The sequence below is a fragment of the Kitasatospora sp. NPDC090091 genome, from assembly GCF_044747365.1.
Taxonomy (GTDB): Bacteria; Actinomycetota; Actinomycetes; order Streptomycetales; family Streptomycetaceae; genus Kitasatospora.
This window is the reverse complement of sequence record NZ_JBIVDY010000013.1, coordinates 93,371-108,009: the sequence shown is the minus strand read 5'-3', so window position 1 is coordinate 108,009 and position 14,639 is coordinate 93,371. Positions and strand designations below refer to the sequence as shown.

The following is a 14,639-nucleotide window of genomic DNA, read 5'->3' as shown; positions in this document are numbered from 1 at the left end:
CGGCGGAGCAGGAGACGAACCGGATGCGGGGGAGCACGGACTGAGAGGACGACCGCCATGCTGCTGCTCGGACTACTGCTGATGGCGACCACCGGCGCCTTCGCCGGTCTGCTGATCGCCGACAACCTCGACGGCGGCCCCGACTACACCGCGACCGTCCTCGGCAACGACGTGGCGACCCTGAGCAGCCTCGGGATCTTCCTCGCCGGCATCGCGCTCGCCCTGCTCTTCTGCCTGGGCCTGGCCATGATCGTCCGAGCCCGTCGGGCGCACCGCTCGGTGCGCCTCGGCACCGAGCCGGCCTACCGGGCCGGGGAGGCAGCTCCGGCCGCGCCGGCCGCACGGGCCGAACGCCGTCGGCCGTACGACCGCTGGTACGGCGTGCCGTACACGGAGGCCGAGCGGGCGGCGCGCAGCGGCGGGCGCGAGCCCGGGGCCGCGGCGCCGCCGTCGGACGCTCCCGGCCGGCCTGTAGCCGCGGAGGCGGACACCGGGTCCGGCGGGCCCGGAGCGCCCGGCACGCCCGGCACGCCCGGTGCGTCCGGCTCGTACGGAGTGTCCCGACCGCCCGGCATGTCCGAGGCCTCCCGTGCGCCGGACACGCCGGACACGCCGGACGCGCAGGTCGCCGAGGAGCAGGGCGGCCGGGAGGCTCCGGAGCCTGCCGTCCCGGCCCGCTCCGGCGGCCGCTTCCGGAACATGCTCGGCCGGTGACGGCAACTGCTGCGGAATCGGTGGGTGCTGACGGATTGCCGGGCGCCCCCGGGGTGGCCCTACGATGGTGATCATGACCAAGGAAACCGACCTGGACCGCGACAGAACCGACGTCCGGGTGAGCATCATCGGCGGCCACAAGCTCGACGGGAAGACCCTCCACGAGCGGACCGTCACCGCCTCGCTGATCGGTGGGGCCGACATCGACCTCAGCGACCTCGACCTCCCCGACGGGGCCGAGCTGAAGATCACCAAGCTGAGCCTGATAGGCGGCGTCAGCATCACCGTGCAGCCCGACGTCCGCGTGGTGGTCGGCGGCGTGCGCCTGGGCGGCGTGAGCGACGACGGCCCGACCGTGGCCGGCGGCCCGACCGTCCGGGTGGACGCCTGGGGCCTGCTCGGCGGGGTACGGGTCAACCGGGTGTGAGCCCGTAGAGATCGGTCCGGGGGAGCCGATGACCGGGCGTCGCCGACGTCCGGTCAGTCCCGCCGGCCGGACGTGGCGGCCTGGGCACCTTCCGCAGCCTCGCGCAGCAGAGTGAGGAAGGCGGCGGTGGCCGGCGGCAGCGACCGGGCCCGGAGCGTGGCCGTCTGCACCAGCCGCACCGGTGTGTCCTCGGGGTGCAGGGCGACCAGCGCGACGTCGGGCCGGGCTGCACGGGCGGCCAGCGAGGGGATCAGCGTCGCCCCGAACCCGGCGGCGACCAGCCCCAACTTGCCCGTCCACCCCGCCACCACGTACTCGACACGCGGCCGGAAGCCGCTGCGGACGCAGGCGGCGAGCAGGGTGGACTCGGTGTTCCGGCTGCCCGCGATCCAGTCCTCCCCGGCGAGTTCGGCCAGCCGCAAGCGGTCGCACGAGGCCAGTGGGTGATGCCGGGGGAGAGCCACCAGGACGGGGTCCTGGACCAGCGGGCGGAGGTCGAACAGCTCGCCGTCGTAGCCGTGTTCGGGATAGCCGGCGACCACGGCGAGGTCGATCGCCCCGTCCTGGAGCCGGCCGAGCAGGTCCGCCGAGAGGCCCTCGGTGAGCGAGATCGCCACCTTCGGACGTGCCGTGCGGAAGGCCGCCAACGCCTCCGGTACGAGCGCCGCGTTGGCGCTGTCGAACGCGCCGACCCGCAGCCGGCCGAGGTTCAGATCGGTGAGCGCCGCCAACTCCCGCCGGGTGCCGTCGAGCCGGTCGAGCATCGCCTCGGCGTGCGGCAGCAGGGCCCGGCCGTGCTCGGTCAGCCGGACGCCGCGTGCCAGCCGGTCGAACAGCACCACGCCGAACTCGGCCTCCAGCGTGGAGATCTGACGGGATATCGCCGACTGGGTGAACCCCAACCGATCCCCGGCGGCGGTGAACGAGCCCAGGTGTGCGGCGGTGCGGAAGACTTCGAGCCATGCCATGTCCATACCGCATGGCTACCATGCGAGACATTCGCTTGTCGCCTGCCTCCGCCCTCCCTAGCGTGGAGGCCATGGAGAAGATCGCATTTCTTGGACTCGGCCGCATGGGCCTGCCGATGGCCCGTCGACTCGCCGGCACCGGACACCCGCTGACGGTCTGGAACCGGACGCCCGGCCGCGCCGAGGGCCTCACCGAGGCCGCGAGCCCGGCCGAGGCGGCCCAGGGCGCCGGCATCGTCATCACCATGCTGGCCGACCCGGCGGCGGTCGAAGCGGTGGCCGGGCAGGTCGCCGACGGGCTCGCGCCCGGCACGCTCTGGATCGACATGTCGTCCATCGGCCCGGACGCCACGGCCGCCCTGCGTGACCGGCTGCCCGACGGCGTCGCCCTGGTGGACGCTCCGGTGCTGGGCAGCGTCGGCCCCGCCGCCACCGGCGGGCTGACCGTCGTGGCGGGCGGACGGACCGAGGACCTCGACCGGGCACAGCCTGTGCTGGAGACGCTCGGCACGGTGCTGCGCTGCGGCGGACCGGGCTCCGGCGCGGCGCTCAAGCTCGTCGTGATCAGCGCGATGGTCGGGGGAGTGGCACTGATCGGCGAGACACTGGCGCTCGCCGACTCACTCGGCCTGTCGGAGGAGCTCGCCCTCGGCGTCCTGGCCAACGGGCCGCTGGGCGGAGCGGTGGCCCGTGCGCGCAGCCGGGACTCGGACTTCCCGATCCGGCTGGCCGCCAAGGACGTCGGCCTGGGGGCCGGCGGCCCGGTGCTCACCGCCGTCCGCGACCAGCTGCTCGCCCACCCCGACCTCGCCGAGCAGGACCTCTCCCGGATCGTCGACGCGATCCGCGGGTAGGCGCGCCGCGTCGGCGGCAGCGCGCCGTCGGCGGGGTGTGGACCCGCCGGCGGCGCACCGGGGGCGGTCGGCGGTCTGACACGGGTCGGCCACGGGCCGGCTACCGCCCGCGGGACGGCGCGGTGAGGACCTTCAGCGCCACGGCCGGGTGGAACAGCAGCGCGGGGGAGCCGACCATGTTGACGACCCGGACGAACCGCGCCCAGACCGCTGCGTCCCGCACGGACACACGCAGCAGCCGCTCGTTGTACCAGTGCGCGATGCGCGCGGCGAGCGGCTGCCCGCCCGGGCTCCACATCAGGTCCGAGTTGGTGGAGAGCGTCCACGGCGGCAGCACCAGCCGGGCCAGCCGGCGCTGGTAGGCCCGGGCGAGACCGTCCAGGCCCTGCTCCGGCCCGCGGTCGGCGAGCATCCGGCCCAGCAGGTCCGCCCCCATGGCGGCGACCGTCAGGCCCTGGCCGTAGACGGGGTTGAAGACGCAGACGGCGTCCCCGAGGGCGACCAGCCGCTCCGGCCACTCCTTGACGGCGTGGTACTGGCGCCACTGGTTGTCGAGGTTGGTGTAGCGGTGGGTGGGCTCCTGGACGGTGCGCTGCTCGATCTGCTCGGCCAGGTGCGGATTGCCCAGCCCCTTGGCGAACGCCAGGTAGCCGCTGTCGTCGGTGGGCGGTTCGTCGTCGTAGGCGAACAACGAGCAGGTCCACCGGCCGCGTTCGACGGCCAGCAGCACCCCGGCCTGCCGCACCTCGGGGGCGAAGAGCATCTGGTAGGCGATCTGGTAGTCCGCCGGCCGGTCCTCGGGCCGGTCGAAGTTCATCGACGTGTAGGTGACCCTGGCCTTCACCACGCGCTTCGGCGGCACCGCGACGCCGTCGGCCCGCAGCCAGTCCTCCAGCTTGCTGGTGCGGCCCGACGCGTCGACGACTAGGTCGGCGGTGAGCTCCTCGGGGTCGGCCCCCGCGGTGGCGTACCGCACGCCGCGGACCCGGCCGGAGGCGTCCCGCAGCAGCCCCTCGCACCGGGTGCCGGGCATCGGTGTGACCTCGGGGAGGTCCAGCACCCGGCGGCGGATCCGCCGCTCCAGCTCGTCCCGGGTGAAGCTCTGGATCATCACGCCGGTGGGCTGCCTCGGTGCGAACCCGCCGGGGAGGAGGAAGTCGATGCCCAGACCGTAGTCGAACACGGGCGCGCCGTCGGCCTCCAACTCGCCGCGCAGCCCCGGGAAGAGCTGCTCCAGGAGCTCGCCGCCCCGGGCGAGCATCGCATGCGCGTGGTAGCCCTGCGGTGCACTGGGGTGGACTCCGGTGTCCGCGTCCACGTGGTCCCGCTCGACGAGCACGACCTCGCCGAAGTGGTCGGCCAGGGCCCGTGCGGCCACCAGCCCCGCGTAGCCGCCGCCGATGACGACGGCCCGTCCCGATGCGTACTTCCTGCCCATGCGGCCTCCGTGCCGAGATTCCGGGGTTCGGGGTTCACGATCGCGGAACCTGTGCCCGAACTCCCCCTTCCCGCACGGAAGTCCATCCGAACGAGCGACGGACGCCCGTTCGGTGACGGCGGAGGGGGCGGAGGGGGCGGTGGCGACGGCGGTGGCGACGGCGGTGGCCGGCGCGGAGTCAGGAGAGCTTGCGCAGGGCCTTGGTCATCAGGGTCGAGGTCTCCTCGGCGGGTGGGAAGGGGTAGCTGCCGGTGGCGAAGAACTCGACGAGGTATCCGCCCCGCGCGGCGGTGAACTTCTCCACGACGGCGGGAGCGTAGGGGCTGCCGCCCTCGCTGCAGGTCAGTGTCTCCCGGCGGCCCACGATGTCGAGGCCGGGGGCCTGCGGGGCGGGCAGGGCGGTGATGGTGACCTCGCAGCGATAGGAGCTCCGACCGGTCTTGAGGTCCACCGTGAAGGACGAGCACTCGGCGATCTCGTCCCGGACGGCCTGCATGTGCCGGGCCGCGGCGGCGGGATCGGCCTTCCGGAGGCCTTCGTTGAAGCCGTAGTGGGTCCTCGCGTCGCTGCCGTCCCGGACGTACTCCACGGTGTCGTCCTCCGAGTGCTTCCAGACGACCTGCCGGTTGCGGGCCGCGCACGGCCAGCTGCCGGAGACGGGCTTCAGGTAGCCCATGTCGCCCGCTCCCCAGTCGGTCCTGTAGCCGGCCGGCAGCTCGTTCTTCTGCAGGAGCTTGGACTGGATCTCCCCGGTCCCGGAGAAGTAGGGCACGGCGAAGGCCACACCCAGCGCGGTGACGCCCGCGACGAGGGAGGCCGTGATCACGCCCCACCGCCGCTTCGGGCGGCTGCCGGGGGCCCTCCCGGGCACCTCGGGTGCGGGAACGCCCGGTGCCGGCGTCTCCGGCCCGAACGTGGTCGGCGCGGCAACAGGCGCGGCCGTAGCCGGCGTGGGCGTCGGAACCGGCACGGTGAACGGCGTGGTGGGCGCGGGGACGACCGGCCCGGTCGGGTGGGCGGCGATGACGTGCGTGGGCGCCTCGCTGCCGGCCGGCGTCGCGATCGCCGCCGCGGGGACGGGCACGGCGGCCGCGGCCGACCCCGCGAGGAGCGCGGTGGCCGCCTCGACGGTGAGCCGTTGCCGCGGGTCCTTGGTCATCAGACCCTGGATCACCGTCGCGAGGGTGCCGGTGTGCCGCAGCGGCGGGGCCTCCTCGGAGACCGCGGCCAGCAGCGAGGCGGTCGGCGTGGCCCGCCGGAACGGAGACCGCCCCTCGACGGCGTGGTACAGCGCGACGCCGAGGGAGAAGAGGTCCCCGGCCGGCCCGTCGCCCTCGCCCTGGATCCGCTCGGGCGCCATGTACTCGACGGAGCCGATGATGGCGCCGGACACCGTCAGCGCGGTCTCCTCGTGCCGCAGGGCGATGCCGAAGTCGGTCAGCAGGATCTGGCCGTCGTCGGCCAGCATGATGTTGGCCGGCTTCACGTCCCGGTGCACGATGCCCGCCGCGTGCGCGGCGCCGAGGGCGGAGAGCATGGCGGCGGCGATCCGGGCGGCGTGCTCGGGGGCGAGCGGCCCGCCCGCCTCCAGCCGGTCGGCGAGCGAGCTCCCCGCGACCAGCTGCATCACCGTCCACGGCACCCCGTCCGCCACCACGACGTCGTGCACGGCGACGACGTGCGGGTGGTCGCGGAGCCGGGCGGCGCTGCGCGCCTCGCGCTGGGCCCGGAGCAGCCGCTCGCTGGTCTCCGCGGCGTCCATGGCCGGGGCGAGCCAGACCTGCTTGACCGCGACGTCGACGTGCAGCACGGTGTCGGCCGCCTGCCAGACCTGCCCGAACCCGCCCGCGCCCAGCCGGCGCACCAGCCGGTACCTGTCCACGATGACCAGGCCCTCGCGCGCCTCTTCGCCTGCCGTACCGCCCACCGCGGCTGCCATCGCCGTCCCCCCTCGTCGACCGGCGCCATCCCTGATCTTGCAGGGTATCCCCGGCTTCAGCCGGGGAGGGAATGCATCCTTGGTCCGGAGCCGAGAAGCGGCGGAGATCACTGCGTTGTCAGTGGCGTGCACTAGCTTGATCGCATCTACGGAAGGGGGTGGGCCGGGTGATCCGTGCGTACAAGTTCCTCATCAGGCCCACCGTGGGGCAGGCGCAGGCCCTCGCCGAGATGCTGCGGGACCACTGCTCGCTCTACAACGGGGCGCTGCAGGAGCGCCGGGATGCCTACCGGCACGTCTCCAAGACCTCGATCAAGTACGGGCAGCAGTCGGCGCAGCTCAAGGACATTCGGGCGTTCGACCCGGAGCGTCAGGGCCGTTGGTCATTCTCCTCGCAGCAGGCCACGCTGCGCCGTCTGGACAAGGCGTTCACCGCGTTCTTCCGCAGGATCAAGGCCGGGGAGAAGCCCGGATACCCGCGGTTCCGGGGCGTCAACCGGTTCGACACGGTGGACTTCCCCAGGGACGGCGACGGCTGCCGCTGGGACTCCACCCCGCACGATCCGGTGACCCGCGTCCGCTTCCAGGGCGTCGGACACGTCAGGGTCAACCGGCACCGCCCGGTGGCCGGCAAGGTCAAGACCGTCTCGGTGAGGCGCGAGGGCAGGCGCTGGTACGTCATCCTCACTGCCGAGCAGGCCGAACCGGAACCGCTGCCCGCGACCGGCAGCGTGGTCGGCATCGACCTCGGGATTGCCAACTTCCTCGCCGACTCCGACGGCGGGTTCGTGCCCAACCCCCGCCACGGCCGGAAGGCCGCCGCGCGGCTCGAAGCCGCCCAGCAGGCACTGGGCCGGTGCGAGCGACGCGGCGACCGCCGACGCAAGCAGGTTCAGCGCGTCGCCGGCCTGCATCGCAAGGTCCGCCGCCAACGTCTCGACCACGCCCACAAGACCGCGCTCGACCTCGTACGTCGGCACGACTTCATCGCGCACGAGGACCTCAGGATCCGCACCATGGTGCGCACCCCCGCGCCCAGGCCCGACCCCGACCGGCTGGGCGCCTTCCTGCCCAACGGCGCTGCCGCGAAGGCCGGGCTCAACCGCTCGATCTCGGATGCCGGTTGGGGGGTGTTCCTGACGATCCTGCACGCCAAGGCTGAAAGCGCCGGACGGGAAGTGATCGTCGTGGACCCCCGCAACACCTCCCGGCGGTGCCCCGCGTGCGGGCACACCGCCAAGGAGAACCGGCCCACACAGGAGCAGTTCCACTGTCAGCAGTGCGACCACCGGGCGCACGCCGACACGGTGGGCGCTGTGAACGTTCTACGGGCCGGGCTGGTCCGTCGCGACGCCCGCAAGGGTTAGCGAGAAGCCCCCACGCTTACGTGGAGGAGGAGTCACGATAGCGATCACGCCTCGAAGAGGGAGTGCACCTGATGGACCTGATCGACACCACCGCGCTGCGTGAGGCGTACCGGGCGCTGCTGGACGCCGCCGCCGAGGTGGCCGACGCCGGCGACCGGGTCCTCGCTCCGCCGGAGGGGGAGTGGAACGCCGACCGGATCCTCGCGCACGTCGCCCTCGTGACAGCGGCGACGGTCGGAGCCGCCGCCTCGATCGCCGCGGGCGCGAACACCACCTACGACAACCGCCCGGCGCAGGACACCTGGACGATCGACCGCGTCATCGAGCGAGCCGGCGGCTCGGCGGGGCTCCGGGAGCGCATCCGCTGCCAGGCGGAGTCGCTCTGCGCGTTCGGCGGCGCCGCGTTGAGCGGACCGGAGCTGGACACGCCCGTGCCCACCCTGCTCCTGTCCCACGGCGCCGTGCTCGTGGACGCGCCGGTGCCGCTGCGAGACCTCGTCAACGGCCTCGCCGTGGCCGAGATCCCCGGCCACACCGAGCAGTTGCTCGCCCTGCTGCCGCAGGGTGGTGGCCGGGGAGGCCGGGCGGTCCCGGGCCGGGTCAGCCTGCCCAGCGGGTGACCTCGAACCCTGCGCCGTTGCGCCGCACTTCGGCCGCCCCCGTGCCGCCGAAGTGCGCCGGGATCACCAACTCGCCATCGTCCGCCGCCCGCTGGAGGACGCGCAGGCGGCTGGCAGCGGCCCGCTCGGGATCCTCGCAGAAGCAGCTGTTGGAGCCGGGGTGCAGGATCTGGACCGGACTGTGCATCATGTCACCGACGAACGCGGCCCGTTCACCGTGCGAGGCGAGCCGCAGCACCGAGGAGCCGGGGGTGTGGCCGGGTGCCTCCTCCAGGGTGAGGGCGTCGTCGATCCGGTACTCGCCCTCCCAGAGCACCGCCTTCCCGGCCCGCTCGATCGGCAGGACGCTGTCGGCGTACATCAGCCCCTGGGCGCTGGTCCGGTCCTGCTCGGCCTGGGCGGCGAGCCAGATGTGGTCGGCGGCCGGCATCAGGTAGACGGCGTTGGGGAAGGCCGGTACCCAAGTCCCGTCCTGGTCCATGGTGTTCCAGCCGATGTGGTCGACGTGCAGGTGGGTGTTGACCACCACGTCGACGTCCTCCGGCTGCACGCCGGCCTCCGCGAGCCGGCCGAGCAGGTCGCTGGGCCGCCGGTGGAACAGCGGGTTCCCCGGGCGGTCCCGGTCCCGGCCCACTCCGGTGTCGACCAGGACGGTGCGGCCGCCGTGGCGCACCACCCAGGTCTGCAGCGCCCCGACGTGGCTGTCGGTCGCCGGCTCCCAGTGGTCGGGCGCCAGCCAGTCCTCGTTCTCCTTCCAGACCTCGCCAGCCAGGCCCGGCACGATCGCCTGTGCCGGGGCGAACGGCCCCTCCCACTCCCTGACCCGGGTGATCTCGGCGTCGCCGAGCACGATCCGCTCCACGGTGTTCCCTCCCGATGAGCTCCTGCGGCGGCCCCCTCGGCCCCGCTGCTGAAGAGCGTAGGAGTTACGTGATGAGCCGTTCAATGCGCGATTGGCTCGTCCAGATACGACAGCGGCTCAGATCGGCGCCACCGGCGCTATCCTGGCCCGCATGGACGTGGTGAGCGATGCGATCGCGGCGGTGCGGATCGGGCGGCCTGCCACCAACCGGCTGCGGGTCGCCGGTCGGTGGAGCGCCCGGATCCCCGGCTACGACGGGGCCGGCTTCCACGTCGTCCTGGAGGGCGGCTGCTGGCTGCTCCCGGACGGCGGAGCGCCGCTGACCCTGGCCGCCGGCGATGCGGTCCTACTGCCGCACGGCACCGGGCACGTCCTCGCGGGTGCGCCGCTGGAGCCGGCGGAGGTGGAGCGCGCGGTGCCGGTCGACCGGCTGCTCGGCCCGGGCGGGTCGGTGCCGGGACGGCGGCCGCCGCGGGCCGCCGTGGACCTGCAGCACCGGGTGGCCGGCGGCCCGGTGGCCGAGCTGCTGTGCGGGAAGTACCGGCTGGAGCACAGCCGCACCCATCCGCTGATGCGCGAGCTCCCGGACGTGCTGCACCTGCCGACCAGGGTCGGTAGCCACCCCGAACTGCGGGCCGCCGTCGATCTGTTGGGCGGCGAGGTGGTGGCGGACCGGGCCGGCGGCGCGCTCGCCGTGCCCAGCCTGGTCGACCTGCTGCTGGTGTACCTGGTCCGGGCCTGGCTGGAGCGCGGGCCGGATGCCGGGCCGGATGCGAGGCCGGGCGTGGGTGCCGACGCCGAGGCCGGCTCGGGCACCGGGACCGCCCGCGGGCGGTGGCCGGCGGCACTCAGCGACCCGGTGGTGTCCGCGGCGCTGCGCGCGGTGCACGAGGATCCGGCCCGGGACTGGAGCGCGGACGGGCTCGCGGCGCGGGCCGGCGTCTCGCGGGCCACCCTGACCAGGCGCTTCACCGCGCTGGTCGGCCGCCCGCCGATGGCCTACCTCACCTGGTGGCGGATGACCCGGGCCGCGACCCTGCTGCAGGAGACGGACGACCCGCTGGAGGCGATCGCGCGCCGCGTCGGCTACAGCACGCCGTACGCGCTGTCGCATGCATTCAGTCGGCTCTTCGGCACCACTCCGGGCCGCTACCGCGCCGCCCGCGCCGAGGGTGCGACCGCCGCCGGCCGGCCGGCCCTCGCCTGACCGGCCCGCGCCCGGTCCGGCCCTGGCTGAACCGCCGCCGTCCATCAGGTGGCCTTCGTTCCGCTACCGATCAAAGTCTTGAACACAAGAGTTGTTTTGCCCTGCCCCTGTCAAGGGAATGTGCTCAAGAAGAGGTGGATCGATGGTGGATCGCCACGGTTCCATCACCGCTGGTCCGTACCAGGGGGAGGGGTGCAATCGCGGTTATTCGCCCGTTCTGTCCGACCCTGTCGGGTGGGTGTTCGGAGTTTCCTCCAAGTTTCAACGCTGGGTAGGCGTTCACAAAGATAACGAATAGCCGTCGACTCGGCCTGTCTTGAATTTACTTATTGACGTCATGCGAGACGGCCGGGTTAACTCCTCCCACCCCGCCGCAGCGCTGCGGCACCGTCAGGGAGGCACCCCCCACATGAACGCAACGATGCGTCGCGTCGTCATCGGCACCGCCGCGGTCTCGATGGCCCTGTCCATGGCCGCCTGTGGCAAGGCCGGCGCAGACAAGAAGGACAGCGCGAGCTCCGGCGACAGCAAGTCCATCGGCCTGCTGCTCCCGGAGAACGCCTCCTCCACCCGTTACGAGTCCTTCGACCGGCCCTTCATCGAGGCCAAGGTCAAGGCGCTGTGCCCGGACTGCAAGGTGCAGTACAGCAACGCCGAAGGCAGCGCGTCCAAGCAGAAGCAGCAGTTCGACACCCTGATCGCCCAGGGTGTGAAGGTGATCATCCTGGACGCCTTCGACGCCAAGTCCACCCAGTCCTGGGTCAAGGAGGCGGCCGACAAGGGCGTCAAGGTCGTCGCCTACGACCGCCTGGCGACCGGCCCGGTCTCGGCCTACGTCTCCTTCGACAACGAGAAGGTCGGCGAGCTCCAGGGCCAGGCCCTGGTCGAGGCGCTCGGCGCCAAGGCCGCGGACGCCAACATCGTCATGATCAACGGTGACGAGGCGGACCCGAACGCCGCCAAGTTCAAGTCCGGTGCCCACAAGGCGCTCGACGGCAAGGTGAAGAAGGTCGTCTACGAGCAGTCCGGCGAGTGGAAGCCCACCGTCGCCGGCCAGAAGATCGGTGCCGCGATCACCCAGCTCGGCAAGGACGGCTTCCAGGCCGTCTACTCGGCCAACGACGGCATGGCCGGCGCCATCATCACCCAGCTGAAGTCGGCCGGCATCACCGTCCCGGTCGGCGGCCAGGACGCCGGTCTCGACGCCGTCCAGCGCATCGTCGCCGGCGACCAGGCCTACAGCATCTACAAGGCCTACAAGCCGCTCGCCGACAGCGCCGCCGAACTGGCCGTCAACCTCCTCCAGGGCAAGGACCTCAAGTCCGTCGCGCCCTCGACCATCGACAGCGACACCGACAAGGGCATCCCGGCCAAGCTGCTGGAGCCCAAGATCGTCACCAAGGCGAACATCAACGACACCGTGATCGCCGACGGCCTCTACAAGGCCGCCGACATCTGCGCCGGCGACTACGCCGCCGCCTGCGCCGCAGCCGGCCTCAAGTAACGCGCCCGCCGGGCCCGGTGGCCACGGCGCTCCCCACCACACCAGGGGAGCGCCGGCCCCGGCGCCCGCGCACCCACCACACCCACCCCGCCCCGAGCACTACCCCGCAGGAGATGGTTCACGTGACAGGCGCACCCGTACTGGCGCTGCGCGAGGTCTCCAAGCGCTTCGGCGCCGTCCAGGCACTCACCGACGTCGACCTCGACGTCCACGCGGGCGAGGTCGTCGCCCTGGTCGGCGACAACGGCGCCGGCAAGTCCACCCTGGTCAAGACGATCGCCGGGGTTCACCCGATCGACGAGGGCTCCATCAGCTGGGAGGGGCGCGAGGTACGCATCGCCCGCCCCCAGGACGCCCAGGCGCTCGGCATCGCCACCGTCTACCAGGACCTCGCCCTCTGCGACAACCTCGACGTCGTCGCCAACCTCTTCCTCGGCCGTGAGCTGCGCCGCCACGGCACGCTGGACGAGGTCGCCATGGAACGCCGCGCCAAGGAGCTCCTGGACACCCTCTCGATCCGGATCCCCAGCGTGCGGATCCCGATCGCCGCCCTCTCCGGCGGGCAGCGCCAGGTCGTGGCGATCGCCCGCGCCCTCGTCGGCGACCCGCGGATCGTCATCCTCGACGAGCCCACCGCCGCCCTCGGCGTCGAGCAGACCGCGCAGGTCCTCGACCTGGTCGAGCGACTGCGCGAGCGGGGCCTCGGCGTGATCCTGATCAGCCACAACATGGCCGACGTCCGCGCGGTGGCCGACACCGTCGCCGTCCTGCGCCTCGGCCGCAACAACGGCACCTTCCCGGTCGCCGGCACCACGTCCGAGGAGATCATCTCCGCCATCACCGGCGCCACCGACAACGCCGTCACCCGGCGCCAGGCACGCATCGCGGAGGAAGCGAAGTGAGCACCAGCCAGACCACCCCCACCGCCGAGACTCCCGCCACCCCCGCCTCCCCGGCGGTGGACCCGCGCCTTCTGGTGCGCCAGGGCGGTGTCGCCGGCTACGTGGACGAGTTCCGCCGCAAGATCAAGAGCGGTGACCTCGGCTCGCTGCCGGTCGTCATCGGCCTGATCCTGATCGCCGTCATCTTCCAGAGCGTCACCGGCCACTTCCTCCAGGCCGACAACCTGACCAACATCACCAAGTGGATCGCCGGCCCCGGCCTGATCGCCGTCGGTGTGGTCTTTGTCCTGCTGCTCGGCGAGATCGACCTCTCGCTCGGCTCCATCGCCGGTGTGACCGCGGCGATCACCTCCGTGCTGGCCGTGCGCGAGGGCCTCAACGAAGGCCTCGCCATCCTGATCGCGATCGCCGCCGCGGTGGCCATCGGCGCCCTGCACGGCTTCTTCTTCGCCAAGATCGGCGTGCCCGCGTTCGTCGTCACCCTGGCTGGCATGCTCGCCTGGAGCGGCCTCCAGGACTACGTGCTCGGCAAGCTCGGCACCATCAACAACATCAACGACGGTGTCGTCGCCAACCTGGACACCTACTTCATCGGCGACGGCGACATAGCCTTCGCCTGGGTGCTCGCGATCCTCGCGATCGGCGTCTTCCTGGCCGGCCAGCTCATCGAGGCCCGCCGGCGCACCGCCGCCGGCCTCCCGGGCCGGACCACCGGCGAGATCGCGCTGCGCACCGGCGCCCTGGCGGTGCTCGCCCTCGTCGGCGCGTACACCCTCAACCAGGACCGCGGCCTGCCGTTGCCCTTGGTGATCCTGCTCGGCGTCGTCGTGCTGACCGACTTCGTGCTGCGCCGCACCTCGTACGGCCGGAAGATCTTCGCGGTCGGCGGCGGCATCGAGGCCGCGCGCCGGGCGGGCATCAACGTCGCCCGGGTCCGGATCTCGGTCTTCATGATCTCGGCCGCTCTGGCCGGCCTCGGCGGTCTGTTCATCGCCTCGCAGCAGGGCTCCGCGGACAAGGCGCTGGGCAGCGGCAACGTCCTGATGAGCGCCATCGCGGCCGCGGTCATCGGCGGCACCAGCCTCTTCGGCGGGCGCGGCAAGACCTGGTCGGCGCTGCTCGGCATCCTGGTCATCCAGTCGATCACCACCGGCCTGGACATGGTCCACGCCGCGCAGGCCATCCAGTACATGATCACCGGCGCGGTGCTGCTCGCCGCCGTCGTGCTCGACTCGGTCTCGCGCCGTACCCAGAAGTCGTCGGGTCGCGGCTGACCCGCACCCCGAGACCGGCCCGGTACCCACCCCCACGGGTACCGGGCCTTGGCGTGTTCCGGGGCGGTTCGGCGTGTCCCGGCGCGTTGCGGGTCGGTCGGGGGTGAGGGGCCGGGCCGTGCGCTCAGGACGTTCGTCCCTGCCGGGCGGCGGGCGGCTCCCCGCACCCTGGAAACCGTGCGCCCCGGCCCGGGGAGGTCGGCGCGCGAACCCGAGTGAACGAGGAAGTGTTCCCGCCATGCCCGCCGAGTCGATCGCACACCGTCTGGTGAACGCGTTCTTCAGCCACTGCCACGAGTGCGACGAACCGGCCGACCCCCACTGCCACCCCCGGGCGCACTGGCGGCTCTACCTCGACCTCGACGCGGAGACCCTCGTGCGGATCCGCCGGTGGGCCCTGGACCCGGCCAGCCACGCCGGCACCGAGGCGGAGCGGGCGATTCTGCTGCACTGGCTGGACGCCCAGGAGGCCTGAGCGCGGCGGCCCGGCGGCGGCCCCGAGCCCCGCCCCCCCCCCCCCGCCCGCGGGCGGCCCCCCCCGGCCCGCCCCGCCACCCGCGCCC

At 73.0% G+C, this 14,639-nt stretch carries 14 protein-coding genes; 10 read left to right on the top strand and 4 right to left on the bottom strand.

The genetic code is table 11. From position 1 onward, the window contains the following. The first annotated feature begins 57 nt into the window (after positions 1 to 57). Both ACIPSC_RS23340 and ACIPSC_RS23335 read left to right on the top strand, forming a co-directional pair. Positions 58 to 714, top strand: coding sequence for a hypothetical protein (locus tag ACIPSC_RS23340; RefSeq protein ID WP_400828018.1), 657 nt, complete (start codon positions 58 to 60; stop codon positions 712 to 714). 73 nt (positions 715 to 787) lie between these two features. Beyond that, positions 788 to 1,141 carry a hypothetical protein gene (locus ACIPSC_RS23335; protein WP_400828017.1) on the top strand — a complete coding sequence of 118 codons (354 nt, stop codon included), beginning with the start codon at positions 788 to 790 and terminating at the stop codon, positions 1,139 to 1,141. Between the two features lie 53 nt (positions 1,142 to 1,194). Here the strand turns inward: ACIPSC_RS23335 and ACIPSC_RS23330 are convergent, their stop codons facing one another. Continuing rightward, positions 1,195 to 2,109 carry a LysR family transcriptional regulator gene (locus ACIPSC_RS23330; RefSeq protein WP_400828015.1) on the bottom strand — a complete coding sequence of 305 codons (915 nt, stop codon included), beginning with the start codon at positions 2,107 to 2,109 and terminating at the stop codon, positions 1,195 to 1,197. A gap of 71 nt (positions 2,110 to 2,180) precedes the next feature. Here ACIPSC_RS23330 and ACIPSC_RS23325 point away from each other — a divergent pair, with 71 nt between their 5' ends. Continuing rightward, positions 2,181 to 2,963 (top strand): NAD(P)-dependent oxidoreductase, encoded by a 783-nt coding sequence (locus tag ACIPSC_RS23325; RefSeq protein ID WP_400828013.1) that lies wholly within the window; start codon positions 2,181 to 2,183, stop codon positions 2,961 to 2,963. Positions 2,964 to 3,063: 100 nt separating this feature from the next. Here the strand turns inward: ACIPSC_RS23325 and ACIPSC_RS23320 are convergent, their stop codons facing one another. Continuing rightward, positions 3,064 to 4,401, bottom strand: coding sequence for an FAD-dependent oxidoreductase (locus ACIPSC_RS23320; RefSeq protein ID WP_400828011.1), 1,338 nt, complete (start codon positions 4,399 to 4,401; stop codon positions 3,064 to 3,066). A gap of 178 nt (positions 4,402 to 4,579) precedes the next feature. Next, positions 4,580 to 6,340, bottom strand: coding sequence for a serine/threonine-protein kinase (locus tag ACIPSC_RS23315; protein WP_400828010.1), 1,761 nt, complete (start codon positions 6,338 to 6,340; stop codon positions 4,580 to 4,582). 167 nt (positions 6,341 to 6,507) lie between these two features. Here ACIPSC_RS23315 and ACIPSC_RS23310 point away from each other — a divergent pair, with 167 nt between their 5' ends. Together ACIPSC_RS23310 and ACIPSC_RS23305 are read left to right on the top strand one after the other, a co-directional pair. Next, positions 6,508 to 7,707, top strand: a complete 1,200-nt coding sequence (locus ACIPSC_RS23310) for an RNA-guided endonuclease InsQ/TnpB family protein (protein WP_400828008.1) — start codon at positions 6,508 to 6,510, stop codon at positions 7,705 to 7,707. 71 nt (positions 7,708 to 7,778) lie between these two features. Beyond that, positions 7,779 to 8,327, top strand: coding sequence for a hypothetical protein (locus ACIPSC_RS23305; RefSeq protein ID WP_400828006.1), 549 nt, complete (start codon positions 7,779 to 7,781; stop codon positions 8,325 to 8,327). Here the strand turns inward: ACIPSC_RS23305 and ACIPSC_RS23300 are convergent. After that, positions 8,308 to 9,189 (bottom strand): MBL fold metallo-hydrolase, encoded by an 882-nt coding sequence (locus tag ACIPSC_RS23300; RefSeq protein ID WP_400828004.1) that lies wholly within the window; start codon positions 9,187 to 9,189, stop codon positions 8,308 to 8,310. The two genes, ACIPSC_RS23305 and ACIPSC_RS23300, sit on opposite strands and share 20 nt — an antisense overlap. A gap of 151 nt (positions 9,190 to 9,340) precedes the next feature. On the opposite strand from ACIPSC_RS23300, the gene ACIPSC_RS23295 reads away from it, so the two are divergent. From ACIPSC_RS23295 to ACIPSC_RS23275, 5 genes are all read left to right on the top strand, one after another. Continuing rightward, positions 9,341 to 10,396, top strand: a complete 1,056-nt coding sequence (locus ACIPSC_RS23295; RefSeq protein ID WP_400828003.1) for an AraC family transcriptional regulator — start codon at positions 9,341 to 9,343, stop codon at positions 10,394 to 10,396. Between the two features lie 409 nt (positions 10,397 to 10,805). Then, the gene (locus ACIPSC_RS23290; protein ID WP_400828002.1) at positions 10,806 to 11,900 is read left to right on the top strand and encodes a sugar ABC transporter substrate-binding protein; all 1,095 of its coding nucleotides are present in this window, start codon (positions 10,806 to 10,808) and stop codon (positions 11,898 to 11,900) included. Positions 11,901 to 12,013: 113 nt separating this feature from the next. Then, on the top strand, positions 12,014 to 12,802 hold the full coding sequence (locus ACIPSC_RS23285) for an ATP-binding cassette domain-containing protein (RefSeq protein WP_400828001.1): 789 nt from the start codon (positions 12,014 to 12,016) through the stop codon (positions 12,800 to 12,802). Further along, positions 12,799 to 14,076, top strand: a complete 1,278-nt coding sequence (locus tag ACIPSC_RS23280) for a sugar ABC transporter permease (protein ID WP_400827999.1) — start codon at positions 12,799 to 12,801, stop codon at positions 14,074 to 14,076. The genes ACIPSC_RS23285 and ACIPSC_RS23280 overlap by 4 nt, the downstream gene beginning before the upstream one ends. 238 nt (positions 14,077 to 14,314) lie before the next feature. Continuing rightward, on the top strand, positions 14,315 to 14,551 hold the full coding sequence (locus ACIPSC_RS23275) for a hypothetical protein (RefSeq protein ID WP_400827998.1): 237 nt from the start codon (positions 14,315 to 14,317) through the stop codon (positions 14,549 to 14,551). The last annotated feature ends 88 nt before the right edge of the window (positions 14,552 to 14,639 follow it).

Bases quoted from the DNA above. Each gene is read 5' to 3' on its own strand.
- ACIPSC_RS23290 (WP_400828002.1), top strand. From the start codon at position 10,806: ATGAACGCAACGATGCGTCGCGTCGTCATCGGCACCGCCGCGGTCTCG.
- ACIPSC_RS23275 (WP_400827998.1), top strand. From the start codon at position 14,315: ATGCCCGCCGAGTCGATCGCACACCGTCTGGTGAACGCGTTCTTCAGC.
- ACIPSC_RS23325 (WP_400828013.1), top strand. From the start codon at position 2,181: ATGGAGAAGATCGCATTTCTTGGACTCGGCCGCATGGGCCTGCCGATG.
- ACIPSC_RS23295 (WP_400828003.1), top strand. From the start codon at position 9,341: ATGGACGTGGTGAGCGATGCGATCGCGGCGGTGCGGATCGGGCGGCCT.
- ACIPSC_RS23335 (WP_400828017.1), top strand. From the start codon at position 788: ATGACCAAGGAAACCGACCTGGACCGCGACAGAACCGACGTCCGGGTG.
- ACIPSC_RS23320 (WP_400828011.1), bottom strand. From the start codon at position 4,401: ATGGGCAGGAAGTACGCATCGGGACGGGCCGTCGTCATCGGCGGCGGC.
- ACIPSC_RS23285 (WP_400828001.1), top strand. From the start codon at position 12,014: ATGGTTCACGTGACAGGCGCACCCGTACTGGCGCTGCGCGAGGTCTCC.
- ACIPSC_RS23340 (WP_400828018.1), top strand. From the start codon at position 58: ATGCTGCTGCTCGGACTACTGCTGATGGCGACCACCGGCGCCTTCGCC.
- ACIPSC_RS23330 (WP_400828015.1), bottom strand. From the start codon at position 2,109: ATGGCATGGCTCGAAGTCTTCCGCACCGCCGCACACCTGGGCTCGTTC.
- ACIPSC_RS23315 (WP_400828010.1), bottom strand. From the start codon at position 6,340: ATGGCAGCCGCGGTGGGCGGTACGGCAGGCGAAGAGGCGCGCGAGGGC.
- ACIPSC_RS23305 (WP_400828006.1), top strand. From the start codon at position 7,779: ATGGACCTGATCGACACCACCGCGCTGCGTGAGGCGTACCGGGCGCTG.